General features: G+C 73.1%; 21 protein-coding genes. 12 read left to right on the top strand and 9 right to left on the bottom strand.

Features of this window, described 5'->3' with window-relative positions:
- Positions 1 to 39: 39 nt before the first annotated feature.
- The 3 genes from ACZ6S4_RS25245 to ACZ6S4_RS25235 are packed head-to-tail and all read left to right on the top strand — an operon-like array spanning position 40 to position 1924.
- Positions 40 to 1263, top strand: coding sequence for an inorganic phosphate transporter (locus tag ACZ6S4_RS25245; RefSeq protein WP_465477270.1), 1224 nt, complete (start codon positions 40 to 42; stop codon positions 1261 to 1263).
- A 13-nt stretch (positions 1264 to 1276) separates the two neighbouring features.
- A complete protein-coding gene (locus ACZ6S4_RS25240; protein ID WP_465477269.1) occupies positions 1277 to 1588 on the top strand; it encodes a hypothetical protein in 312 nt (103 codons plus the stop codon).
- A gap of 12 nt (positions 1589 to 1600) precedes the next feature.
- Positions 1601 to 1924 (top strand): DUF3349 domain-containing protein, encoded by a 324-nt coding sequence (locus tag ACZ6S4_RS25235; RefSeq protein WP_360831594.1) that lies wholly within the window; start codon positions 1601 to 1603, stop codon positions 1922 to 1924.
- Positions 1925 to 1979: 55 nt separating this feature from the next.
- Here the strand turns inward: ACZ6S4_RS25235 and ACZ6S4_RS25230 are convergent, their stop codons facing one another.
- A complete protein-coding gene (locus ACZ6S4_RS25230) occupies positions 1980 to 3755 on the bottom strand; it encodes an NAD(P)-binding domain-containing protein (protein WP_465477268.1) in 1776 nt (591 codons plus the stop codon).
- Positions 3756 to 3874: 119 nt separating this feature from the next.
- On the opposite strand from ACZ6S4_RS25230, the gene ACZ6S4_RS25225 reads away from it, so the two are divergent.
- Both ACZ6S4_RS25225 and ACZ6S4_RS25220 read left to right on the top strand, forming a co-directional pair.
- Positions 3875 to 5068 carry a helix-turn-helix domain-containing protein gene (locus ACZ6S4_RS25225; protein WP_465477267.1) on the top strand — a complete coding sequence of 398 codons (1194 nt, stop codon included), beginning with the start codon at positions 3875 to 3877 and terminating at the stop codon, positions 5066 to 5068.
- A gap of 77 nt (positions 5069 to 5145) precedes the next feature.
- Positions 5146 to 6306, top strand: a complete 1161-nt coding sequence (locus ACZ6S4_RS25220; protein ID WP_465477266.1) for a hypothetical protein — start codon at positions 5146 to 5148, stop codon at positions 6304 to 6306.
- A gap of 51 nt (positions 6307 to 6357) precedes the next feature.
- Here the strand turns inward: ACZ6S4_RS25220 and ACZ6S4_RS25215 are convergent, their stop codons facing one another.
- Positions 6358 to 6888, bottom strand: coding sequence for an RNA polymerase sigma factor (locus tag ACZ6S4_RS25215; protein ID WP_465477265.1), 531 nt, complete (start codon positions 6886 to 6888; stop codon positions 6358 to 6360).
- 172 nt (positions 6889 to 7060) lie between these two features.
- Between ACZ6S4_RS25215 and ACZ6S4_RS25210 the strand changes: the two genes are divergently transcribed.
- Positions 7061 to 8371, top strand: coding sequence for a hypothetical protein (locus ACZ6S4_RS25210; RefSeq protein WP_465477264.1), 1311 nt, complete (start codon positions 7061 to 7063; stop codon positions 8369 to 8371).
- Here ACZ6S4_RS25210 and ACZ6S4_RS25205 read toward each other — a convergent pair.
- Together ACZ6S4_RS25205 and ACZ6S4_RS25200 are read right to left on the bottom strand one after the other, a co-directional pair.
- On the bottom strand, positions 8349 to 8591 hold the full coding sequence (locus ACZ6S4_RS25205) for a hypothetical protein (protein WP_465477263.1): 243 nt from the start codon (positions 8589 to 8591) through the stop codon (positions 8349 to 8351). The genes ACZ6S4_RS25210 and ACZ6S4_RS25205 overlap by 23 nt on opposite strands.
- A complete protein-coding gene (locus ACZ6S4_RS25200; RefSeq protein WP_465477262.1) occupies positions 8588 to 8809 on the bottom strand; it encodes a hypothetical protein in 222 nt (73 codons plus the stop codon). Before ACZ6S4_RS25200 ends, ACZ6S4_RS25205 begins: the two co-directional genes overlap by 4 nt.
- 176 nt (positions 8810 to 8985) lie before the next feature.
- On the opposite strand from ACZ6S4_RS25200, the gene ACZ6S4_RS25195 reads away from it, so the two are divergent.
- Complete coding sequence (locus ACZ6S4_RS25195) at positions 8986 to 9693, top strand: hypothetical protein (RefSeq protein ID WP_465477261.1); 708 nt, start codon at positions 8986 to 8988, stop codon at positions 9691 to 9693.
- Positions 9694 to 9791: 98 nt separating this feature from the next.
- Positions 9792 to 10001 carry a hypothetical protein gene (locus ACZ6S4_RS25190; protein ID WP_465477260.1) on the top strand — a complete coding sequence of 70 codons (210 nt, stop codon included), beginning with the start codon at positions 9792 to 9794 and terminating at the stop codon, positions 9999 to 10001.
- A gap of 183 nt (positions 10002 to 10184) precedes the next feature.
- Here the strand turns inward: ACZ6S4_RS25190 and ACZ6S4_RS25185 are convergent, their stop codons facing one another.
- The 3 genes from ACZ6S4_RS25185 to ACZ6S4_RS25175 are packed head-to-tail and all read right to left on the bottom strand — an operon-like array spanning position 10185 to position 14233.
- On the bottom strand, positions 10185 to 11891 hold the full coding sequence (locus tag ACZ6S4_RS25185; RefSeq protein WP_465477259.1) for a glycerol-3-phosphate dehydrogenase/oxidase: 1707 nt from the start codon (positions 11889 to 11891) through the stop codon (positions 10185 to 10187).
- A complete protein-coding gene (glpK, locus tag ACZ6S4_RS25180) occupies positions 11884 to 13401 on the bottom strand; it encodes a glycerol kinase GlpK (RefSeq protein WP_465477258.1) in 1518 nt (505 codons plus the stop codon). The genes ACZ6S4_RS25185 and glpK (ACZ6S4_RS25180) overlap by 8 nt, the downstream gene beginning before the upstream one ends.
- Positions 13394 to 14233 carry an MIP/aquaporin family protein gene (locus ACZ6S4_RS25175; protein ID WP_465477257.1) on the bottom strand — a complete coding sequence of 280 codons (840 nt, stop codon included), beginning with the start codon at positions 14231 to 14233 and terminating at the stop codon, positions 13394 to 13396. The genes glpK (ACZ6S4_RS25180) and ACZ6S4_RS25175 overlap by 8 nt, the downstream gene beginning before the upstream one ends.
- Positions 14234 to 14360: 127 nt before the next feature.
- Here ACZ6S4_RS25175 and ACZ6S4_RS25170 point away from each other — a divergent pair, with 127 nt between their 5' ends.
- The 3 genes from ACZ6S4_RS25170 to ACZ6S4_RS25160 all read left to right on the top strand — a co-directional run bounded on the left by ACZ6S4_RS25170 (position 14361) and on the right by ACZ6S4_RS25160 (position 18973).
- On the top strand, positions 14361 to 15116 hold the full coding sequence (locus tag ACZ6S4_RS25170) for an IclR family transcriptional regulator (protein WP_465477256.1): 756 nt from the start codon (positions 14361 to 14363) through the stop codon (positions 15114 to 15116).
- A 54-nt stretch (positions 15117 to 15170) separates the two neighbouring features.
- Positions 15171 to 16664 carry a glycerol kinase GlpK gene (glpK, locus tag ACZ6S4_RS25165; RefSeq protein ID WP_465477255.1) on the top strand — a complete coding sequence of 498 codons (1494 nt, stop codon included), beginning with the start codon at positions 15171 to 15173 and terminating at the stop codon, positions 16662 to 16664.
- A 74-nt stretch (positions 16665 to 16738) separates the two neighbouring features.
- On the top strand, positions 16739 to 18973 hold the full coding sequence (locus ACZ6S4_RS25160; protein ID WP_465477254.1) for a LuxR C-terminal-related transcriptional regulator: 2235 nt from the start codon (positions 16739 to 16741) through the stop codon (positions 18971 to 18973).
- A gap of 138 nt (positions 18974 to 19111) precedes the next feature.
- On the opposite strand, the gene ACZ6S4_RS25155 is transcribed toward ACZ6S4_RS25160, so the two are convergent.
- The gene (locus tag ACZ6S4_RS25155) at positions 19112 to 20230 is read right to left on the bottom strand and encodes a glycerophosphodiester phosphodiesterase (protein WP_465477253.1); all 1119 of its coding nucleotides are present in this window, start codon (positions 20228 to 20230) and stop codon (positions 19112 to 19114) included.
- A 293-nt stretch (positions 20231 to 20523) separates the two neighbouring features.
- Here ACZ6S4_RS25155 and ACZ6S4_RS25150 point away from each other — a divergent pair, with 293 nt between their 5' ends.
- Positions 20524 to 21261 carry a hypothetical protein gene (locus ACZ6S4_RS25150; RefSeq protein ID WP_465477252.1) on the top strand — a complete coding sequence of 246 codons (738 nt, stop codon included), beginning with the start codon at positions 20524 to 20526 and terminating at the stop codon, positions 21259 to 21261.
- Between the two features lie 9 nt (positions 21262 to 21270).
- On the opposite strand, the gene ACZ6S4_RS25145 is transcribed toward ACZ6S4_RS25150, so the two are convergent.
- The gene (locus ACZ6S4_RS25145; protein ID WP_465477251.1) at positions 21271 to 24207 is read right to left on the bottom strand and encodes a glycine--tRNA ligase; all 2937 of its coding nucleotides are present in this window, start codon (positions 24205 to 24207) and stop codon (positions 21271 to 21273) included.
- Positions 24208 to 24223: the final 16 nt, after the last annotated feature.

Genomic DNA, 24223 nt, shown 5'->3' with positions numbered 1-24223 from the left:
CCCCTTTTGCAGGTTGATCCGGGGCGCGACCATCGGCGTGTGACAGAGACTTCCGTGATTCTCGCCCTGGTGGTCATCACCGCCCTCGGGTTCGATTTCACGAACGGGTTCCACGACACCGCCAACGCGATGGCCACCTCCATCGCCACCCGTGCCCTCCGGCCGAAGGTCGCCGTCGCCCTTTCCGGCATCCTCAACCTCATCGGCGCCTTCCTCTCCGTCGAGGTCGCGCTGACCGTCACCAACGCCGTGGTGAAGATCCAGAACTCCAACGGCACGCCGAAGCCGGAGCTGCTCGCCGACGGCGGCTCGGCGCTGTTGCTGATCATCCTCGCGGGCCTGGTCGGCGGCATCGTCTGGAACCTGCTGACCTGGCTGCTCGGCCTGCCGTCGAGCTCGTCGCACGCGCTGTTCGGCGGCCTCATCGGCGCCAGCATCGCGGGCCTGGGCTGGGCCGGGGTCAACTGGAACGGCGACGGCAGCAAGCTCGACGGCGTCATCGGCAAGGTCATCCTGCCGGCGCTGATGTCGCCGGTCATCGCCGGTGCCGTCGCCGCCGCCGGCACCTGGCTGATCTACCGGCTCACCGTGGGCGTCGCCCAGCGCTTCACCGACAACGGCTTCCGCTGGGGCCAGATCGGCAGCGCCTCGCTGGTCTCGCTGGCCCACGGCACCAACGACGCGCAGAAGACCATGGGCGTCATCACCCTCGCCCTGATCGCCGCGGGCGACTGGACCGACACCGGGAACATTCCGTTCTGGGTGAAGGCCTCCTGCGCCCTGGCCATCGCGCTGGGCACCTACCTCGGCGGCTGGCGGATCATCCGCACGCTCGGCAAGGGCCTGGTGGAGATCGCCCCGCCGCAGGGCCTGGCCGCCGAGTCCGCCGCGGCCGCGGTGATCCTGTCCTCCAGCCACCTGGGCTTCGCGCTCTCCACGACGCACGTCGCCACCGGCTCGATCCTGGGCTCCGGGGTCGGCCGGCCCGGGGCGCGGGTGCGCTGGCGGGTCGCCGGGCGCATGGTCGCCGCCTGGCTCATCACCCTGCCGGCCGCCGCGCTCGTCGGCGCCCTGATGTGGTGGGTGACCGACCTGCTCGGCGGCGGGCTCGCCGGCGCGATCGCGGTGACCGCGATCCTCGTCGCCGCCGCGCTCGGCATGTATCTGCGGTCGCGCCGCACACCGGTCGACCACAACAACGTCAACGACGAGTGGGAAGCGGCGCCGGCCGCCGACCGCGTCCCCGCCGGCACGGCGAGCTGAGAGGGCCTGCGACATGCACAACCTGGGATTCGCCCTCGAGGGCGCGTGGAAAGTCCTGCTGGCCAGCATCGTCCTCGGCGCCGGGCTGCCGGCCCTGTTCGCCCTGGGCATCCGTTCCCTGGCCTACGGCGCGGGCGGCGACGCCGAGGTGCACGAGTCGGGGGTGTCCGGCCCCAGGGCGCACCCGATCGGCACGGTGACCGGTTATCTGCTGTTCGCGATCGTGGTGCTCGGCGTCGTGCTGGGTATCACGTTCATCGTGGCCAGCGGCTTCGGCAAGGCGCTGAGCTTTGAGCACCTCTACCCGACCATCGTGGACAAGTGACCGGGGGCGTCCGTGACCGATTCCCGTTCGAACTTCATGACCCGGGCCGTCGAGTGGCTGCGCGCCGGTTACCCGACCGGTGTGCCGCGCGGGGACTACGTGGCCCTGCTCGGGGTGCTGCGCCGCAAGCTGACCGAGGAGGAGGTCCGCAAGATCGCCGTGGACCTCGCGGACCAGTCCGTGCTCGCCGGTGACGACCCGATCAGCACCGCCGACATCGAGCAGATGATCAGCTCGTCGCTGTTGCAGGAGGCCACGCCCGAGGACGTGGTCCGGGTCTCGGCCCGGCTCGCCGCCGGTGGCTGGCCGCTGGTCGACCCGCCCGAGGGCGACTGACCCCGATCGTGCGGGCCCGGTGGACGCCGGGCCCGCACGACCGGACCCGGCGGGGTCAGCCCGGGTGGTGCACCTCGGCCAGCCGGTAGACGGGCGTCGGCAGGCCCTCGTAGCGCGCCTTGAGCTGCAGGGCCAGGTAGAGCGAATAGTGCCGCGACTGGTGCAGGTTGCCGCCGTGGAACCACAGGTTCTCCTGCTGGGTCGGCTTCCACATGTTGCGCTGCTCGCCCTCCCACGGCCCGGGATCCTTGGTGGTGCCCGAGCCCAGGCCCCACACCTTGCCGACCCGGTCCGCGGTCTCCCGGTCGACCAGGTCGGCGACCCAGCCGTTCATCGAGCCGTAGCCGGTGGCGTAGACGACCAGGTCCGCCTCCAGCTCGGTGCCGTCGGCCAGCACCACGGACGTCTCGGTCAGGTGGTCGACCTGACCGTGGGCGAGCTTGATCCGGCCGTCCGCGACGAGCTCGGCGGCGCCCACGTCGATGTAGTAGCCGGAGCCGCGGCGCAGGTACTTCATGAACAGCCCGGACCCGTCGTCGCCCCAGTCGTGCTGGAAGCCGGCCTTCTCCAGGCGGGTGTAGAAATCGTGATCGCGTTCGGCCATCTGCTCGTACAGCGGGATCTGGAACTCATGCATGATCCGGTACGGCAGCGACGCGAAGATCAGGTCGGCCCGTTCGGTGCTGACCCCCGCCTCGACGGCCTCCTCGGAGTAGAGCGCGCCCAGCCCGATCTCCATCAGCGACGCGGACTTGACGATGTGCGTCGAGGAACGCTGGACCATGGTCACGTCGGCGTCGTGCTCCCACAGCGCCCCGCAGATGTCGAAGGCCGAGTTGTTCGAGCCGATCACCACCACCTTGCGCCCCCGGTACGCCTCCGGGCCGGGATGCCGGCTGGAGTGGTGTTGCTCGCCGCGGAACACGTCCTGGCCCGGCAGGCTCGGATAGTTGGCCTTGCCGGACATGCCGGTGGCGAACACCAGCTGGGCCGGGCGCAGCTCCACGGATTCGCCGTCGCGGTCCACCGTGACCTGCCACCGGCCCGCCTCGGCGTCGTAGCGGGCCGAGCGGACCTCCGCCTTCGACCAGTACGGCACCTCCATGACCCGGGTGTACATCTCCAACCAGTCGGCGATCTTGTCCTTGGGCGCGAACACCGGCCAGTTCTTCGGGAACGGCAGGTACGGCAGGTGGTCGTACCAGACCGGGTCGTGCAGGCAGAGGCTCTTGTAGCGTCCGCGCCACTGGTCGCCGGGGCGCTCGTGCCGGTCCAGCACCAGCGCCGGTACGCCGAGCTGCCGCAGCCGGGCGCCCAGGGCGATGCCACCCTGCCCGCCGCCGATGACGACCACGTACGGCTGGCGCTCGTACCCCAGGGTCTGCTCCTCGGTCTCCCGCTCCTCGCGCCAGGAGCGGCGCCCGGGCCGCAGCTCGTGCTCGACCCCCTGCGGCCGGCCCTCCTCGAAGCCCTTGAGCTCGCGCAGCGTGGTCAGCAGCGTCCAGGCCCGGCCGTCGCGCAGCCGCAGGTGACCGGTGCCGCGCCCGACGCGGGTCTCGAAGCGCAGCCACGCCTCGGTGACCCCGTCGGCCTCGGCCGGTTCGCCGTCGATCGTGAAGCCGCCCGGGTCCACGTCGTCGAGGCGGGTGGTGAGCAGGTCGGTCACGCCGTCCGGGCCCTCCACCGTGGTGATGTTCCAGGAGAACGCGACCAGGTCGCGCCAGAAGCTGTCGGCGCCGAACAGGGCGGCGGCCCGCGGGATGTCCCGGTCGTGCAGCGCGGCCTCGAACGCCGTGAGCCACGCCTGGACCCGCTCTCGTGTCTCTGTCATGCCTGCCAGCACACGACCGGCGCCCGCGCCGCACCAGGGTTGCAAGGAGTTGCACACCACGGGTGTGGCGGCGGTCACAGTGAGCGGGTTACGCTCGCCGGGTCGGGAGGAGGCCGGGCGTGGGCGAGCTGAGCGCGGTCCGGCCCGGCACGGATCTGTCCCGGCACGCCCGCGAGCTGGTCCGGGTGCACGACGCGGTCCTCGGCGGCCGCAGCGCGCCGGCCCGGCCCCGGGCCGTGGTCGCCCGTTCCTGGTCGCGGGTCCTGCGCACCGGGCTCGATCCGGACGGCGCCAACGCCCGCGACCCGCATCCCCGGGAAGAGATCGAACGCCGCCGCCGCGAGTCCCCGCTGCACCTGATCGTCGGTGAGCTGGCCCAGGTGATCCAGCACGTCGCCCTGCTGGTGGTGACCGACGCCGACGGGGTGATCCTGTGGCGGGTCGGCGGACCGGCCGTGCTGCGCCGCGCCGACACGCTCGGGTTCGGCGAGGGCGCGACCTGGACCGAGTCCACAGTGGGCACCAACGCCATCGGCACCGCGCTGGTCGAGGCGGCGCCGGTGCAGCTGTTCTCCGCCGAGCACTTCGAGCAGGCGCAGCACGCCTGGTACTGCAGCGCCCACCCGATCCACGACCCGCGCACCGGGGAGCTGCTGGGCATCGTCGACGTCAGCGGTCCGGCGCTCACCCTGCACCCGGCGATCGCGGCGCTGGTCGAGACCGGCGTACGGCTGGCCGAGTCGCAGCTGTGGCGTCACCACGCGGCCCGGCTGGACCGCCTGCGCCGCTCGGCCGAGCACGTCGTCAGCACCGCGACGGGCCCGCTGCTGGTCGTCGACGACCACGGCTGGGTGGCGCACCACGCGGGCGTGGCCGTCCGCGACCGGATCGCCGTGCCCCGGGCGGACACCGCTCTGGCCGTGCCGGGTCTCGGACTGTGCCTGCCGGAGCGGCTCGCCGAGGGCTGGATCGTGCGCCCGGCCGGTCCGGCGGCCGGCATCCGGGCCTCGCTGGACCGTACGGGCGCACCGGTGCTGTCGGTGGCGGGGGAGGACTCGCTGTGGCGCGCGCCGCTGACCCGCCGGCACGCCGAGATCCTGACGCTGCTGCACGCCGCCGGCCCGCAGGGACTGAGCGCCGGCCGGCTCAGTCGCGCGCTCTACGGCGACGACGCCCACGTGGTGACCGTACGGGCTGAGGTCTCCCGGCTCCGCAAGGCCATCGGTGCCCTGGTGGCGACCGGTCCGTACCGGCTGGCACCGGGCGTCAGCTGGGAGATCGTGGGGTCGGCCGGCCCGTTGCCGGAGGTCTGAAAATTGTTTTGATCCATTCTGGGAGCGCTTCCGTATTGAGGACCGAGGTCCTACGACAGGAAGGCTCAGGCGACAGAATGAATCGCTCCCGTACTCCCGCCCGGCGCTGGCAGATCGCCGGTGTAGGCGCAGTCGCCGTGGCACTCGTCGGCGTCGGCCTGGGTGTGGCATCCGCCGGCGAATCCACCGCCCCCACGGTCAACTGCCCGGCCGTCGCCGGTGCCCTCGGTGCCGTGCCGGCGCAGGCCCAGGCGGAGATCCAGCGCAACCTGGCCCTGCTGAACACGCAGATCGCCGAGGCCAACAAGCGCCTGATCACCAGCCAGGGCGAGGGTGGCAAGAACTTCATCCAGAACGCGATTCTCGGGCCTCTGCAGGACAAGCGCGTCGCGACCATCAACCGGATGGCCACCGCGATCGGCCGCAACGCGGCGAAGCCGGTGCTGGACGTGGACGGCCTGGCCACCTGCTCGCTGAACGAGGGCGGCGGAACCGCCGCCCCCGAGCCCACCGAGGTGCCCCCGGCCGGCGGTGACGACTCCGGCGCCGACGGCGGCGAGGCCGGTGGCGCCCCGACCGTGAACTGTCCCGAGGTCGCCGGGGAGCTGGGCGCCGTGCCCGCGCAGGCCCAGGCCGAGATCGAGCGCAACCTGGCCCTGCTGAACACGCAGATCGCCGAGGCCAACAAGCGCCTGATCAGCAGCCAGGGCGAGGGCGGCCCGGCGTTCATCCAGAACGCGATCCTCGGCCCGCTGGCCGACAAGCGCGTCGCGACCATCAACCGGATGGCGACGGCGATCGGCCGCAACGCGGCGAAGCCGGTGCTGGACGTGGACGGCCTGGCCACCTGCTCGCTGAACGAGAACGGTGGCGGCGAGGCCGCTCCCGAGCCCACCGAGGTCCCGGCGGACAACGGTGCCGCTGGCGACGACGCCGCGGGCGGTGCCACGCCGACTGTCAACTGCCCCGACGTGACCGGCCTGCCGGCCATCCCGGCGCAGGCGGCGGCCGAGGTCACCCGCAACCTGGAGCTGCTCGACACCCAGATTGCCGAGGCGAACGCGCGGATCGCGTCGAGCGTCGGCCAGGGCGGCCCGGCGTTCATCCAGAACGCGATCCTCGGCCCGCTGGCCGACAAGCGGGTCGCGACCCTCAACCGGATCGAGACGGCGATCGGCCGCAACGCGCCGAAGCCCGAGGGTCTCGAGAAGTTCGGCACCTGCTCGCTGAACGAGTAACCAGACGGCACAGCACTGCCGATGATGGGGTCACCGCTCGCGGTGGCCCCATCAGGCTGTCAGCAGCTTGCGCAGCTCCCGCCGGGCCTGGTGGATGCGGGACTTCACGGTGCCTTCCGGCACCTGGTGCAGCGCCGCGATCTCGGCGTAGCTTAGGTCCAGCACGTCGCGCAGCGCCACCGACTCGGCCAGCTCCGGCCGCAGCCGGGCCAGGGCGTCCAGCAGGTCCAGCCGGGTCGTCGCGACCATGCTGGTCCGGCGCGGGTCGGCCACGTCGGCCAGCACGTCGGTGCTGTCGGCCGCCGCGGCCGGGCGGGATCTGCGGTACGCCGAGCGGGCCCGGTTGGTGGCCAGGCGGTACATCCACGTCCGGAAGGCACTGCGGCCCTCGAAACGGGGCAGGCCACGGGCGACGGCCAGCAGGGTGTCCTGGCACGCCTCCTCGGCGTCCTCGCGGTTGGGCAGCAGGCGGGCACAGACCCGCAGCACTTCGGGGCGGACCGTCACCAGGAGCACATTGAGGGCGGCCAGATCGCCGGCGGAGGCGATGCGGGCCAGGTCTTCGACATCGGGAGCGTGCATAGCGCGTCCTCTCCGCGCTCAGTATGCATCCGGGGTGCACGGCCGGATGTCCCCCGCTCGTGCCACGTTCCGTAGCCGTACGGGGACAGTCAGGTAGGCGACAGTAGCGAACCATCACGGGCGAACCGGTGGACGAACTTGCTGACCGTCCACTCATGAAGCGGAGCCCGACATGCTTGCACCCGTACCGAAATCCCTTGCCGTCGCCGTCGTGCTGTCCGGGGCGCTGGTCGCCACCGGAGCACCGCCCGCCTGGGCCGGCGCCACGGCACACCGCCCGGCCCTGATCTCGGCCGACAAGTCACCGCCGCAGATACGTGACGTCCGGTTCTCCCGTTCGTCCGTCGCGGTCCGGGGGCTCGCCGTCGTCCCCGTACGGGTGTCCCTGCGCCTCACCGACCCGTCCGGTGTGCTGGACAACCCGCACGACATGAGCCCGTCCCCGCAGCTGACCCTCGGGCCCGTCCCAGGCTTCCAGTCGAAGCTGCGGCCGGTGCTGACGCGTACCTCGGGAACGGCGGCCGACGGCACCTGGAGCGCGACCGTCAACGTCCCGTCCACCTGGAACGGCACCGTGCGGATCGTGTCGGCCGGGGCGTCGGACACGGCCGGCAACACGGTCACCAAGGCGCTGTCCGGGACCGCGTCCCCCAAGCTGCGGGTACGGGGCACCCACCGGCCCGCCGTGACATTGCGCTACTCGCTGCTGGACGGGGGCGGGTTCCGGATCCACGGGCGCGCCTACTACACCGACACCGGGCGGCCGCTGCGGTCGAAGGCGCTGGCCACCGCGTACGACAGCAACTGTGACTTCGACGGGGGTGCGATCAACAACGTGGTCACCGACGCCCGGGGCAACTACGAGAAGCTGTTCCGTAACGGCGGTGCGGGTGCTGCCGGTTGTGTCGCGCTGATCGGGCGGGCCGCGCGCCATCAGCGGCCGACGATGCTCACCTACCGCATCGCGTCCGCGCCGAACTACGCCGTGCCGGCCGCCGCGATGCTCCAGCCGGCGGATCTGAACGGGGCGGACACCACGACGGTCACCGACGACTACTGGGCCGCGTTGCAGCCGCCGCAGCCGTGTGGCCCGTACTCCTCGGCCGGGCTGCGCCGGGAGCACCGGACCGTGCAGGCGATGATCGGCGTGGACAACCGCCCGTCGGTGATCGTGAACGACGTGGCGACGTACGCGTCCGACGGTGCCCACCGGTATCTGACGCAGCTGCGCAAGGCTGTGGCGACCTGTGGCCACGGATGGTCTGTCGTCGGCACGGGCGTGGCCGGGGACGAGTCGCTGTTGCTGCGGCGCCGGGAGTACATCGACTACGCCGAGACGAACAAGGACACCTATGTGGTGGTGGCCCGGACCGGTCGCGCCGTCGTGGTCGTGGCCGACACCGGCTGGGAGACCGGCGACGGGCACGAGGCAGTGGCCCGGCGGCTGAGTGTGGTGGCAGTCAAGCGTGCGGCCGTTCTCTAGGCCGTCCTGATCGGACAGTGGATACACCGGTGAGCGTGGCCGCGGCGGACATTCCCGTCGCGGTCACTGCCGTATCCGGAACGTGCGGCGCTGCCCGCAGTGCGGCCAGCGCCGCCTCGGCGAAGTGCCACAGCGGCCGGTCGTCGTCCTGGCCGAGCCACTGCTGGATCGACACGTGCAGCAGAGTCACGCCGGTCTCGGCGAGCAGCGCCGCGGTCATCGCCGGCACCCCCGCTCGCGGAAGCCCGTGCTGATCGCTTCGCGGATGCCCGCACGCTTGCGCAGCTCCCGCTCGCCCACGCCCGGGTCGGAGCGCACGATCTCACGCCGCCGGCGCACCTCGTCCCGCCGGCCCTCGAACCAGGTGTCCGCCACGGTCCGCAGTGCGCCGACGATCAGCGCGAGGGGGTCGGCCGCCGGGGGCGCCTCGGCGATCATGCGGCGCGCCAGCTCGGGCAGTTCGTGCTCACCGGCGAACAGAACCTCGCGCTTGTCGGCGTAGTGCCGGAATAACGTGCGGGTGGTGAGCCCGGCCCGGGCGGTGATCTGCGGGACCGTCGTCGCGGCGAAGCCCTGCTCGGCGAAGAGCTCGAGAGCGGCGGGCCCGGCGCGGTGTGCCCGCGGTCCTGGTCGGGCGGGACGCGAGCCGCCTGGCCGCCGCCGCGCAGCCGACCGGCAGCCGGACGGTCGTGGCCGGCTCGGTCGACGCCACCGCCGCGGAGATCCGGCGGCAGCGCCCGGCCGTGGTCATCAGCACGGTCGGGCCGTTCACCACGACGGCCGGGCCGATCATCGGCGCCTGCCTGCCCGGCAGCCACTACGTCGACCTGGCCGACGACGTCGCCGCGGTCTCCACCACGCTCGGCCGGCACGACGCGGCGACCACGGCCGGTCGCACCCTCGTCACCGGCGCCGGGTTCGGCGTGACCGCCACCGAGAGCGTCGTCGTGAAGCTGTGCGCGGACCGTCCCGCCCCGCTGCGGATCCGGGTCGACATGGTGCCCTCGCTGGCGATCGAGGCCGGGGTCGTCGGGGCGGCCCCGGCCGGCACCATCCTGGACGGCCTGCCCGGCGTCCCCGGCGGCGGCCGCTTCCAGGGCCGGCAGATCGCGGACGGCCGGCCGGCCCCGGCCCGGATCGGCGGCGAGGCCCGGCGCCTCACCCTGCCGGACGGCACCGAGGTGACCACGGCGAGCATGCCGCTCGGCGAGCTGTTCGCGGCCCAGCGGGCGAGCGGCGCCCGCTTCGTGGTCTCCGCGTCCAGCGAGGCTCCCTCCGCGCCTGCGGTCCGGGCGGTGCTGCCGCTGCCCTCGCGCTGCTGAACTGGGCGCCGCTGCGCGAGTTCGCCAAACGCCGGCTCGCCGGGGCACGCGTCAAGGCGGCGGACCGCCCGCGCGAGCACTCCTGGGGCCACGCGGTCGTGACCTGGGCGGACGGCGAGACCCGGGAGGGCTGGCTGCGGCTCGGCGAGGCTCAGGCGTACACCGGCGCGGTGCCCGCGGAGATCGCCCGCCGGCTGCTCGCCGGTGACGGACGGCCGGGCGCCTACACCCCGGCCGCGCTCTTCGGCGCCGGGCTGGCCGAGGCCTGCGGCGGCGAATACCTGGCGGCCGGGTCGGGGAGGCGCTGATTGCTCAGCCGCCGGGCGTCGCCGCCGGACCGTACGGCACCAGCGCGCTCGACGACGAGTGCTGAGGCAGCGTCGCCGGCGATGACCGGACCAGGGCGGGTCGACGGGGACGGCCGGTCCTGCGGATGCGCCCAGGTCGCGCACCGCAGAACCGGCCGTTCATCTCCGTCTATCAACCGCCCGTCACTGCATCTGCAGCGGCACGACGTCCGGGGCGCCCAGCCGGGCCGCGTCCGCCGTCTCGTCGTCGGGCTGTTCCTGCGAGGCCCGTTCGGCCTCCACCCGGAGCCGGTAGTGCTCGACCTCCCGCTGCTGCTGCTCCTCGGACCAGCCGAGGACCGCACCCATCAGCTCCGCCGCCACCGGCGCCGCGGCCAGACCCCGGTCGAAGGTCTCGATCGAGATCCGGGTACGCCGGGTGAGCACGTCCTCCAGATGCCGGGCCCCCTCGTGGCTGGCCGCGTACGCGAGCTCGGCGCGCAGGTGGTCCTCCGCGCCCTCGACCGGCCGGGCCAGGTCCTTGTCGCCGGCGATCAGCTCCAGGATCTCGTGCACCAGTGAGCCGTAGCGGCCCAGCAGGTGCTCGATGCGGGCCACGTGCAGCCCGGACTCCTCGGCCAGCAGGCGGCGGCGGTTCCACAGGGCGGTGTAGCCCTCCGCCCCCAGCAGCGGCACCCGTTCCGTGCAGGAACGCGGCACCGAGCGGCCCAGCCCGTGCACCGCGGCGTCGACCGCGTCGCGGCCCATCACCCGGTACGTCGTGTACTTGCCGCCGGCCACCACGACCAGTCCCGGCGTCGGGCTGGCCACGGTGTGCTCGCGGGACAGCTTCGACGTCGACTCCGACTCGCCGGACAGCAGCGGGCGCAGCCCGGCGTAGACGCCCTGCACGTCGGTGCGGGTGAGCGGGGTGGCGAGCACCTTGTTGACCAGGTCCAGCAGGTAGTCGATGTCCGTGCTCGACGCCGCCGGGTGGGCCTTGTCCAGCGCCCAGTCGGTGTCGGTGGTGCCGATGATCCAGTGCCGGCCCCACGGGATGATGAACAGCACGCTGGTCGGCGTGCGGCTGATCAGCCCGGTGTTCGACTGGATCCGGTCGCGGGGCACCACCAGGTGGATCCCCTTGGAGGCGCGGACGTGGAACTGGCCGCGCTCGCCGACCAGCGCCTGGGTGTCGTCGGTCCACACGCCGGTCGCGTTGATGACCTGCTGGGCGCGTACCTCGAAGGTGCGGTCGTGCTCCAGGTCGTGCACCCGTACGCCGGTGACCCGCTCACCCTCGCGGAGGAAACCGACCACCTCGGTACGGGACGCGACGTGCGCGCCGTACGCGGCGGCCGTCCGGGCCAGGAACATGGTGTGCCGGGCGTCGTCGATCTGCGCGTCGTAGTACTGCAGCGCGCCGACCAGCGCGTCGCGGCGCAACGCCGGGCAGGCCCGCAGCGCGCCACGCCGCGACAGGTGCCGGTGCCGGGGCAGGCCGGGTGCCGCCGCGGCCATCGTGTCGTAGAGCAGCACCCCGGCGCCGGCGTACAGGCGCTCCCAGCCGCGGTGCTGCAACGGATAGAGGAAGGGCACCGGCCGGGCCAGGTGCGGCGCCAGCCGGGTCAGGATGAGGCCGCGTTCCCGCAGTGCCTCGCGGACCAGCCCGAAGTCCAGCATCTCCAGGTAGCGCAGGCCGCCGTGGATGAGCTTGCTGGACCGGCTGGACGTGCCCGAGGCGAAGTCGCGCGCCTCGAGCAGGCCGACGGAAAGACCGCGGGTGGCGGCGTCGAGGGCGCTGCCGGCGCCCACCACCCCGCCACCCACGACGAGCACGTCGACCTCGTCGCCGGCCAGGGCGGTCAGTGCCGCTTCCCGGCCGGCCGGTGAGAGGGTCGTGTCAGTCAACGTCTACCCAATCGAGAGTGCGCTGGACGGCCTTCTTCCATTGGCCGTACCCCTTTTCCCGCTGTTCTTCGGACCAGGCCGGCTGCCAGCGCTGCGACTCGTTCCAGTTCTCGCGCAGCTCGTCGGTGTTCTTCCAGAAGCCGACCGCCAGCCCGGCGGCGTACGCGGCCCCCAGCGCGGTGGTCTCGGCGACCACCGGCCGGCTCACCGGCACGCCCAGCACGTCCGCCTGGATCTGCATGCACAGGTTGTTGACCGTGATGCCGCCGTCCACCTTCAGCACGTCCAGCGTCACGCCGGAGTCCTGCGCCATCGCCTCGACCACGTCCCGGCTCTGGTAGCAGATCGATTCGAGGGTGGCCCGGGCGATGTGCGCGTCGGTGTTGAACCGGGACAGCCCGACGATCGCGCCGCGCGCGTCCGAGCGCCAGTACGGCGCGAACAGCCCGGAGAACGCCGGCACGAAGGACACACCACCGTTGTCCGGCACCGACGACGCCAGGGTCTCGCTCTCGGCCGCCGAGTTGATGATGTGCAACTGGTCGCGCAGCCACTGCACGGCCGAGCCGGTCACCGCGATCGAGCCCTCCAGGGCGTAGACCGGGGCCGAGTCGCCGAACTTGTAGCAGACCGTGGTGAGCAGGCCGTTGTCCGAGCGGACCAGTTCGGTACCGGTGTTGAGGAGCATGAAGTTGCCCGTACCGTAGGTGTTCTTGGCCTCGCCGGGCGCGAAGCAGACCTGGCCGAACATGGCCGCCTGCTGGTCGCCCAGGTCGCCGGTGAGCGGGACGTCGCCGCCCAGCGGGCCCGGCGCGTGGGCCATGCCGTAGGTGTTCGGGTCGGACGACGGCCGGATCTCCGGCAGCATCTGCCGCGGGATGTCGAAGAACCCGAGCAGCTCGTCGTCCCAGTCCAGGGTCTCCAGGTTCATCAGCATGGTCCGGCTGGCGTTGGTCACGTCGGTGATGTGGTTGCCGCCCTCGACCCCGCCGGTGAGGTGCCAGAGCAGCCAGCTGTCGGTGTTGCCGAAGACGGCGTCGCCGCGCTCGGCCGCCTCCCGGACCCCGTCGACGTTCTCCAGGATCCACTGGATCTTGCCGCCGGAGAAGTACGTCGCCGGTGGCAGCCCGGCCTTGCGGCGGATCACGTCGCCGCGTCCGTCGCGGTCCAGCGCCGAGGCGATCCGGTCGGTGCGGGTGTCCTGCCAGACGATCGCGTTGTAGTAGGGCCGCCCGGTGCGCCGGTCCCAGACCACGGTGGTCTCGCGCTGGTTGGTGATGCCCAGGGCGGCCAGGTCACTGGCCTGGAGGTTGGCCTTCTGCATGGCGGTACGGATGACCGAGACGGTCCGGTCCCAGATCTCGATGGGGTTGTGCTCGACCCAGCCGGCCTGCGGCAGGATCTGCTCGTGCTCGAGCTGGTGGCGGCCGACCTCGTTGCCGCCGTGATCGAAGATCATGAAGCGGGTGCTGGTGGTGCCCTGATCGACAGCACCGACGAAATCAGCCACGGTTTGCCTCCACGCGCTCGGGTTGGGGGGTCGGGAGCTCGCCCGGCTCCTGGGGGGCCGCGGACGGCAGGAACCGGCCGACCAGGCCCTGGTAGAGCCCGGCGCCGAGGATCCCGCCCACGATGGGCCCGACGATCGGGATCCAGAAGTACAGATAACCCGTCTGGTCGCGGAACGCGCCACCGTAACCGGTGAAGAAGCTGGCGAGTCGCGGTCCGAAGTCACGCGCGGGGTTGATCGCGTAGCCGGCGTTGGTGCCCCACGCCATGCCGATGGCCACCACGAGCAGGCCGATGACGAACGGCGCCAGGTTGGCTGCCGGTGGCGTACCGGCCGCGTCGGTGATGGCCAGGATGAGGAACAGCAGGATGGCGGTGCCGATCACCTGGTCGCGCAGCGCACCCCACTCGCTGACCGGTAATGTCCCGTTGCCCGGCAGGGTGGAGAAGACGCCCTGGGTCTTGACGGTCAGTCCGGGGTCGGCCGCGTGCAGCACCTCGGTGTAGTTCCACCGCACCAGCAGGGCGGCGACGAAGGCGCCGAGGAACTGCGCGAGCGAGTACGGGGCCACCTTGCGCCACTCGAAGCCCTTGAAGACCGCGAGCGCGATGGTGACGGCGGGGTTGAGGTGCGCGCCGCTGATCCGGCCCGCGACGTAGACGCCGAGCATGACGCCCAGCCCCCACGCCCAGGCGATGCTGTCGTGGTCGCCGATGCCGCCGCCCGCCACCTGAGCGACGACGCCGACGCCGAAGAGAATGAGGATCATGGTCCCGGCGAACTCGGCGGCGCATTCGCCGAGTAGTCCCGGGATCTTCAGACGTTCTGCCATGTGCCCTCCAGGGTCTGATGTGCTCAGACGCTAGGGAGGCGCACCGGGGGCGGGCAATGAACGCCGTTCGGCATTGTCGAACGTCGGACGTGACCACGCGGTAACGGATTGGCATAGCATCCGAAACATGCCGGGGACGGTGCAGTCCATCGAACGAGCAGCCGCGATCCTGCGGATGCTCGCCGGTGGCACGGGCCGCCTCGGTCTCGGGGAGATCGCCCGGTCCCTCGATCTGGCCAAGGGCACCACCCACGGCATCCTGCGCACACTGCAGGTCGTCGGCTTCGTCGAACAGGACAAAGCGTCCGGGCACTACCAGCTCGGCGCCGCCCTGCTGCACCTGGGCACCAGCTATCTCGACATCAACGAACTGCGTTCCCGCTCGATCAACTGGGCCGACCCGCTGGCCGCGCGCAGCGGGGAGGCCGTCCGGATCGGCACGGTCCTGGAGGGACGGGTGCTGGTCGTGCACCACGTTTTCCGGCCCGACGACACGTTCCAGACCCTGGACATCGGCGCGCTGTTGCCGCTGCACGCCACCGCCCTGGGCAAGGTGCTGCTCGCGTACCGGTCGGCCGGGGCGCCGGGGGAGCTGGAGCAGTTCACCCGGCGCACGGTGGTGGCCGCGCGCGAGCTGGCCCTCGCCCTCGACGAGGTACGCGCGGCCGGCTGGGCGGCCGAGATCGAGGAGCTGACCCTCGGGCAGGCGGCGATCGCCGCGCCGATCCGGGGGTACGGCGGCCTGGTGGTCGGCGCGATCGGCATCTCGGGGCTCGTCGAACGGATCTGCGACACCAGGTACCGGCCGCACCCGCGACTGGTCGGCTACGTCCGGGACGCCGCCCGCGCGGTCTCCCGGGACCTCGGAGCCGCCCGGCACTGAGCTGACCCGCGGCGGAAAACCCATGCAAAAGCCCGATTTGGCAGGGGAGGGACCATGACCGAGAGCTACGTCATCGCGATCGACCAGGGCACCACGTCGACGCGGTGCATCGTCTTCGACCGGCGCGGCCAGCTCGTCTCCCTGGCCCAGCAGGAGCACAAGCAGTACTTCCCGCGGCCCGGCTGGGTCGAGCACGACGCGGCGGAGATCTGGCGCAACGTGGAACGGCTGGCCCCGCTCGCGCTGAGCCGGGCCGGGATCAGCACCGACCAGGTCGCCGCGGTCGGCATCGCCAACCAGCGGGAGACCACGGTGCTCTGGGACCGGCGCACCGGGGTGCCGATCGGGCGGGCCGTGGTCTGGCAGGACACCCGTACCGACACCCTGGTCAACACCCTGCTGGGCGAGCCCGGGGCGGACGAGGTGCAGCACCGCAGCGGGCTGCCGCTGGCCACCTACTTCTCCGGCCCGCGCCTCACCTGGATCCTGAACCACACCCCCGGCCTGCGGGAACGCGCCGAACGCGGGGACGTGCTGTTCGGCACGATGGAGACCTGGCTGATCTGGAACCTGACCGGCGGGCTGCACGTCACCGACGTGACCAACGCCGGCCGGACCATGCTGCTCGACGTGCGCACCCTGCAATGGTCCGAGCAGGCGTGCGAGTTCTTCGGCGTGCCGCGGGCCATGCTGCCCGAGGTGCGCCCGTCGGTCGGGGTGTTCGGCACGGCCACCGCGGCGTTCCCCGGGGTGCGGATCGGGGCGGCGCTGGGCGACCAGCAGGCGGCGCTGTTCGGGCAGACCTGCTTCACCCCGGGCGAGGCCAAATGCACGTACGGCACCGGCAGCTTCCTGCTGCTCAACACCGGTACGGAGCTCGTCCGCTCGACGCACGGGCTGCTCACCACGGTCGCGTACCAGCTCGCCGGCGAACCGGCCCAGTACGCCCTCGAGGGCTCGATCGCGATCACCGGCTCGCTGGTGCAGTGGTTCCGTGACCAGCTCGAACTGATCGCCACCGCGCCCGAGATCGAGACGCTGGCCCGGACCGTCGACGACAACGGCGGTTGTTACATCGTCCCGGCGTTCTCCGGCCTGTACGCCCCGCACTGGCGCAGCGAGGCGCGCGGGGTGATCGTGGGGCTGACCTCGTACATCACCAAGGGTCACCTGGCCCGGGCGGTGCTGGAGGCGACCGCCTGGCAGACCCGCGAGGTGGTCGACGCGATGAACGCCGACTCCGGCCTGGCCATGACCACGCTCAAGGTGGACGGTGGGATGACGGCCGACAATCTGCTCATGCAGTTCATCGCGGACGTCCTGGACGTGCCGGTGGTCCGCCCGCTGGCCAGCGAGACGGTGTCGCTCGGGGCGGCGTACGCGGCCGGCCTGGCCGTCGGGCACTGGCCGGACCTGGAGGACCTGCGGCGCAACTGGCACCGCGCGGCCCAGTGGATGCCGGCGATGGACCCGGCCGTCCGCGACCGCGAGTACGACAACTGGCGGCGCGCCGTCGAGCGCACCTTCGACTGGATCAAGCCGGCCTGATCGGCAACACTTTTGACACATCGATGAAATCAGCGGTCTTGCCTGCGCGGGCGGACCGGCCGACACTGTGTCGCATGGTAATTGCACCGATAGTGCAAGAAGCCTTCCGGTACGGCCGGGACGCCGCGCGTGACGACGTGGCGCTCCGGGCCCTGCTCGCCGAGCTGGTCCCGGGCCTGCCGGCCGAGGTCGCCGCCGCGGTGCTCACCCTGGCCGGTGGCGACCCGGCCGTGCTGCAAGAGGTCGCCGGGACCCTCACCCCGGAGCAGGTACGCGGCACCCAGCCACCACCCTGCACCCTGCCCGCCGCCGGCCCGCTCGGCCGCCGGTGCCGGGCCGCCCTCGCTGTGCTGCCGGCGCGCACCCGCCACGCGCTGCTGCTCGCCGCCACGGACCCGGACCTGGCTCCCGGCGAACTGCTGGCCGCCGGGGCCGCGGAATCCCTCGCGGTCGCCGAGCAGGCCGGCCTGGTCTCGGTCACCTCCGGCGCCGTGGAGTTCACGCCCGCGGTGCTGCGCGCAGTCGTCTACTACGACGCTCCGCTGGCCGCCCGGCGCGCGGCGCACAGCCTGCTCGCCGTGGTGCTCGACCGGCATGGCGAACGGCTGCGCGGGCTCGTGCACCGGGCCGCCGCGGCCGTGGGAGCCGACGAGGACCTGTCCCGCGACCTGCTCACGGCCGCCGCTGACGGTCCACCGCGGACGGCGTCGGCCGCGTACCGGTATGCCGCCGAACTGACCGCGGACCCGGACGCGGCCGCCGGATCGATGGTCGCCGCCGCCCGGCAGGCGTGGCTGGCGGGGGAGCGGCAACAGGCCGGAATGCTGCTGCGCCGGGTCAGCCGGCGCCCGCGGGCGCGGGCCCGGGCCGGCGGCCTGACCGGCGAGATGGAACTCCGTGAGGGTGACCCGGCCACCGCCCGCGACATGCTGCTGGACGCGGCCGCGCACCTGGTGCCGGACGACGTCCCGGCCGCGCTCGAAGCCCTGCTGCTCGCCGGGGAGGCGGTGCACCTGGCCGGGGATCACGGTCACTACCGCGTGGTCGCCCGGCGGGCCCTGGCCCTGCGCCGCGGCGACGAACCGGCCCCGGTGGCGCTGGCCTACCAGCAGGTCGCCGGGCTCGCCGACATGTACGCGGGCGAGCACGACACCGCGTTCGCCCGCCTGCGCGACGTGCTCCGGCTCGCCGCCCGCGTCGAGGAGCCCGCGGCCCTGATCCGCGCCGCCGGGGCCGGAATCCTGGTCGGCGACGACTCCCGCGCCCGCACGCTGGCCGGCCGGGCGATCACCCTGGCCCGCGACCGCGGCGAGGTCACCCTGGTGCCGCAGGCCCTGGAGATCACCGCGTACGCCGGGCTCGCCGAGGGGCACTACGAGGCCGCCACCACCGCCGCCACCGAGGGCGCCGCCCTGGCCCGGGCCACCGGCCAGCCCGCCCTGGTCCGCAGCCAGCTCGGCGTCCTGGCGGTGCTCGCCGCGCTGGTCGGCGACCGGGAGAGCTGTGTGCTGCGGATCCGCGAGGCCGGCGCGGGGGACACCGTGCAGGGCCCCGGCGAGGCGCGGGCGCTGTGCCAGTGGGCGCTCGCGCTGCTGGACCTGGTCGAGGGCCGGCCCCGCCGGACGGTCGAACGGCTGGGCGCCCTGGTCGTCGCGGCGAGCGCCCGGGGCAACCTGATCGTGCAGGTGGCGGCCACCCCGCACCTGGTCGAGGCGGTGTGGCGCTGCGACCCGCCCACTCGCATGTCCGGCTCCGACGCGCGGACGGCGGCGCTGGACCGGGCGTTCGAGCCGTTCGACCGGTGGACCGCCGGGACCGGGCAACCGGCCTGGCTGGCGCTGCGGTCACGGTGCCGGGCGTTGCGCTCCGCGGAGCCCCAGGCCGCCGAGGAACACTTCCGGGAGGCGCTGCGCCAGCACGACCGCGGGGACGCCGACTTCGCCCGGGCGCACACCGAGCTGCTGTTCGGCCGTGACCTGCGGCGTCGGCGGCGGCCCGGGGCTGCGCGCGAGCACCTGCACAGTGCGGTCGAGACGTTCCGGCTGCTGCAGGCCGGGCCGTGGGCCGCGCAGGCCGATGTGGAGCTGCGGGCGGCCGGGGCCCCCGTGCCGCCGGATCCGGCCGGGGCCCGGGAGCTGACCGCTCAGCAGGAGCGGATCGCCCGGCTGGTGGCCGACGGGGCCACCAACCGGGAGATCGCCCAGCAGCTCTTCCTCAGCCCCCGCACGATCGACCACCACCTGCGGAACGTCTTCGCCCGGCTGGGGGTGCGCTCCCGCACCGAGCTGGTCCGCCGGCTGGCCGGCTGACCCCGCCGCGCCGCGCCGCGCCGCGCCCCGCCCCGCCGCGGCCCGCCCCGCCGCGGCCCGCCCCGCCGCGGCCCGCCCCGCCGCGGCCCGCCCCACCGCGGCCAGGTCGGCTGCGGGCGAGGTCGGAGCCGGGCGGGCTCAGACGCGGGCGAGGGCGGCGGCGCGGGCCAGCACGCCGATGTCGGGCTGGTCGGTGAACAGGCCGTCCAGGCCGGTCCGCAGGAACGTCACCTGCTCGTCGATGGCCCGGCCCCAGGCCGCCGCGTCGGTGCCGGTCCGGTAGTCGGCCGGCAGGAACTGGTTCTCCGCCCGGAACGTGTACGGGATGACCTTGAGTCCGGCCGCGTGCGCGTCGGTGACCAGGCTGGTCGGCGTACCCAGGGTGTCGTCGGCCCGGCGCGGGATCACCTGGGCCTTGTCCGGTCCGATGCCGTCGACGTAGCGGGACAGCCCGCGCAGGCCCGCCGGGGTCAGGTATTCCGCGTAGGTCTTCGGGTCGCCGAACGGCCGGCCGGACGCGCTGGTCAGGAACACCTGCGGCGCCCGCAGCTTGTACCGGGTGCGCAGCGCGGCCAGGTTCGTCGCCTCGAACGACTGCACGAACACCTTGGCGTCGGCCCGGTCCAGCCCGTTGCGGCGCAGTGCGCGTACCAGCGGCGCCTCCAGCTCCAGGCCCAGGCCGCGGAAGTAGGTCGGGTGCTTGGTCTCCGGGAAGACGCCGATCTCGCGGTCCAGCTCCCGGGAGAGCCGCTTGCGCAGGTCCAGCACCTCCTGGAAGGTCGGCACCTCGAACAGCCCGTTGTACAGCGTGTTGTGCTGGCGCAGCTGAGGGATGCGCTCGACGGCGCGCAGCGTCTTGAGCTCCGCCAGGGTGAAGTCGTGGGTGAACCAGCCGGTCACCGACACCCCGTCCAGCAGCACCGTGCGCTTGCGGGCGGCGAACTCGGGCCGCGACGCGACGTCGGTGGTGCCGCCGATCTCCGGCTCGTGCCGGGCGACCAGGACGCGGTCCTTGGTGATGACCAGGTCGGGCTCGATGAAGTCGGCGCCCATCCGGGCGGCCAGCTCGTACGAGGCCAGGGTGTGCTCCGGCCGGTAGCCCGACGCGCCCCGGTGGCCCACGACCAGCGGGCCCCGCCCACCGCCGTGCCCGCCGAGCTCGACGGTGGCGAGGGCGGGCGTGGCCGCCGCCCCGAGCACAGCCGGTACGCCGGCGGCCAGCGCGCCGAAGCGCAGCACCTGTCGGCGATCTGCCACGGTTCCTCCACGGGATCCGCCGGCGACCGTCGCCGGGCCTCCCCGCAGCGAGTTCAGGCGATCACTCCGACCGGCAGGCGAAGTCGCCGTGGCGGCCGGGCAAACGCCTCGTGAGGAACCGTCGGTGATGATCACTTCACGGGGCAGGGTGTACCGGGACGGGGCGCGGGGAACGTCATGGTCGTCCAGATGGTCCGGTCCGCTGCCCCTTCGTCCCCTTGAGGTTCCGGCGAAGATCGGCTTAGGGTTGTGGTCCGAACGCTCACAGTGAAAAGCCTTCGTGGAGTGTCACCATGGGATTTCTCGAGCGTCGCGCCGATCAGAATCGGCAGGCCGGGGAGGCCGTGACCAGGCCCGCCCGGCCCGAGGACCGGTACGGCACCAAGACCGGCCCGCGTCCCGGCGGCTCCAACGAGCCCCTCTTCGAGCCGGCCCACGCCCGCCGGGCCAACGTCGATCCGGTCGGACTGCCCACCTCACCGCCCGCCCCGCCGGCGGCCGCGCCGTCACCCGCACGGGTGGTTGCCGAGCCGGTCCCGGACCAGCCGGTCGCGCCCCGGCCGGTCGGGCGCACCGACCTGACCCTGCTGCTCGGCCGCACCGTGCTCGAGGCGCGCGTCCAGCAGATCTGCCAGGAGTACGGCCTCATCCCGCGGTCCGGCGCGGCGGTCGGCTCCGGGCTCTCCCGCTCGTACCTGTCCCGCGACGCCGGGGTGGAGCTCGCCGCCGACGCGCACGGCCTGGTCACCACGGTCTTCCTGCACTTCCACGGCGACGACGGATTCACCTCGTTCCAGGGTGAGATCCCGGGCGGGGCGGGCAGCATCCCGCGGCGCACGCAGCTGTGGGCGGCCCTGGGTCACCCCGACGAGCAGGGTGACCCGTACCGGGACCGCTTCCTGGGCGACTACGGCCCGTGGGACCGCTGGATGCTGGCCGGCTTCGCGTTGCACGCCCAGTACGCGGTGGACGGCGAGCGCCTCGACCGGGTCACGCTGACCCTGCCCGACCGCCTGCCCCGCGCCGCCTGACCGAACGGCTCAGAGGCGCAGCTGCGGCCAGTCGAGCAGGCCGGCGCCCAGGTCGCGGACCGTGGCCAGCAGCCCGAGCCGGGCCGAGCGCAGCGCCGGGTCGTCCGCCATCACGAAGACGTCGTCGAAGAACGCGTTGACCGGGGTGGTGAGCGGTCCCGCGACCGTGGTGAAGCGGCTCAGGTCGGCGTCGGCGGGCAGCTCACCGCGTACGGCCTGGACCGTCTCGTGCAGCGTGACCTCGGCCGGCTCCTTGAGCACCGCCGGGTCGTACTGCGCCGGCGTGCCGTCCGGCACGATCCGCCGGGCCCGCTGGATCGCCTCGGCCAGGGCCAGGAACTGCGGGTCGGCGATCAGCCGGCCCAGCTGCGCGAGCAGCAGGTCCGCGAAGGCCGGCCGGCCCGCGTGCGGCAGCACCGCCCGGACCCGGTCCACCGGGTGGCCCTCCTCGACCAGCACCTGCTCCAGGCGCCTGGCCAGGAACTCGCCGGCGTCCGCGAGCACCGCATCCGGCACCTCGACCGGCTGCAGGGCGCCCGCGGCGGCCAGCGCGGCGGTGAGGTCGATGCCGGTCAGCTCCGGGTGCGCGCGGTGCACGGCGAGCAGGCCGAGCACCGCCCGGCGTACCGCGAACGGGTCGCTGCTGCCGGTCGGCAGCCCGACCGTCGCGGCCAGCCCGGCCACCAGGTCGAGCCGGTCGGCGAGCGACAGCAGCGCGCCCGGCACCGAGGCCGGCAGGTCGTCGCCGGCGCTGCGCGGCAGCTCGGCCTCGTAGACCGCCTGTGCGACCGCGGGGGTCTCGCCGGCGTTGAGCGCATAGTCGCGGGCCATGATGCCCGCCAGGCTGGTCATCTCGGTGACCAGCTGCGAGCCGAGGTCGAACTTGACCAGCTGCGCGGCGCGCTCCAGAGTGGCCGATGGCCGCGGGGCCAGCGAAACGGCCAGCTCGGCGATCCGCGCGGCCCGGTCGGCCATCGAGCCCAGCTTGTCGGTGAAGGTCAGCCGCTGCAGCTTGTCGCGCATCGCCGCGAGCGGGGTCTGCCGGTCGGCGCGGTAGAAGAACGCCGCGTCCTCGTAGCGGGCGCGCAGCACGGCCTCGTTGCCGGTGCGGACCCGCTCGACGTCGACCGGGCCGTTGGCGACCGTGACGAACATCGGCAGCAGCGTGCCGTCGGCGTCGCGGACCGGCAGGTACCGCTGGTGTTTGCGCATCACCGTGGTGAGCACCGCGGCGGGCAGCTCCAGATACTTCTCGTCGAAGGTGCCGAGCAGCGGCGTCGGCTGCTCCACCAGGTAGGTGATCTGGTCGATCAGCGCACTCTCGCCCGCGACGTCGATCCGGCCGGTGTCCCAGACCAGGTCCTGCGCGCCGGTGACGATGAGCTCGCGGCGGTCCTCGGCGTCGGCGACGATCCCGTTGACCGCGAGCGTCTCCATGAACGTCTCCGCCGAGGTCACGCTGATCGCCGGCTGCGCGGCGGTGCGCAGGACCCGCGTCTCGCGCCCGGCCAGCAGCGCGGACACGGCGAGCGGGACCACCTCGTCGCCCCACAGCGCGACCAGCCAGCGGATCGGCCGGGTGAAGGCGAGCTGCGGGTCGTTCCAGCGCATGTTCTTCGCCGAGCGCAGGCTGCCGGCCACCTTCGCCAGCACGTCGGCCAGCACGGCGGGTGCCGCGCGACCGGCCTCCTGCCGGCGCACGACCAGATGCTGTACGCCGTTGAGCTCGGCCGTTTCCAGCGACTCCACCGGCACACCCTGGGAGCGGGCGAAACCCTCGACGGCCTTCGCCGGCGCACCGGCCTTGGGGCCCTTGACCGTACGGACGTGGTCCTGCTCGCGGGCGGCGACCTCGGTGACCACGGCGATCAGCCGCCGCGGCGTGGCGTGCACCCGTACGTCGCCGTACGCGAGCCGGGTGCCGCCGAGCCGTTCGGTGAGCTCGCGCTGCACGTGGGTGCGGGCGGCGCGGGCCTCGCTGGGCGGCATCTCCTCGGTGCCGACCTCGAAGACCAGCGTCCGCGGCGTGTCACCGGCCGGAGCGGCCTCGAAAGCGGCGGCCGGGGGCAGCGGGCTGACCAGGCCGAGCGGGTGACCGAGCTCGTCGCGGCGGGCCATCCACAGCCGGGCGACCTCACCGGCGAGGCGGCGCATCCGGGCGAACTCGGCGGCGCGGTCGGCGGTGGACACCGCGCCGCGCGAGTCGAGCACGTTGAACGCGTGCGAGCACTTGAGCACGTACGTGTGCGCGGGCACCGGCAGGCCCTCGTCGATCAGCCGCTGCGCCTCGGCCGCGTACAGCTCGAGCAGCCGGCGGTTGGTCGCCACGTCGGCGTCGTCGAGGTAGTAGCGGGACATCTCGTACTCGGCCTGGCCGAAGACCTCGCCGTAGCTGACGCCCTGGGCGTACGCGATGTCCTTGAAATGAGTGACGCCCTGCAGCGCCATGATGATCCGCTCGATGCCGTAGGTGATCTCCACCGACGGCGGGTCCAGATTCCCCCCGCCGGCCTGCTGGAGGTAGGTGAACTGGGTGATCTCCAGCCCGTCCAGCCACACCTCCCAGCCCAGGCCCCAGGCCCCCAGTGCGGGGGCAGCCCAGTTGTCCTCGACGAACCGCACGTCGTGCGCGCCCACGTCGATGCCGAGCGCGGTGAGGCTGCCCAGGTAGAGCTCCTGCGGGTTGCCGGGATCGGGCTTGAGGATCACCTGGAGCTGGGTGTGGGTCTGCAACCGGTTCGGGTTCTCGCCGTAGCGGGAGTCGTCGGGGCGCACGGACGGCTCGACGTAGACGACCCGCCACGGTTCCGGCCCGAGCACCCGCAGGAAGGTCGCGGGATTCAGGGTCCCGGCGCCGACCTCGGTGTTCATCGGCTGCACGACCAGGCAGCCCTGATCGGTCCAGTACGCGGTGAGGCGGGCGAGGGCGTCCTGCATGGTGAGCATGGAGTCACAGTCTAGT

The sequence above is a fragment of the Actinoplanes sp. NPDC051405 genome, from assembly GCF_055586185.1.
Note: the sequence above shows the minus strand (reverse complement) of the source record. Positions and strands in the feature narration are given on the sequence as shown.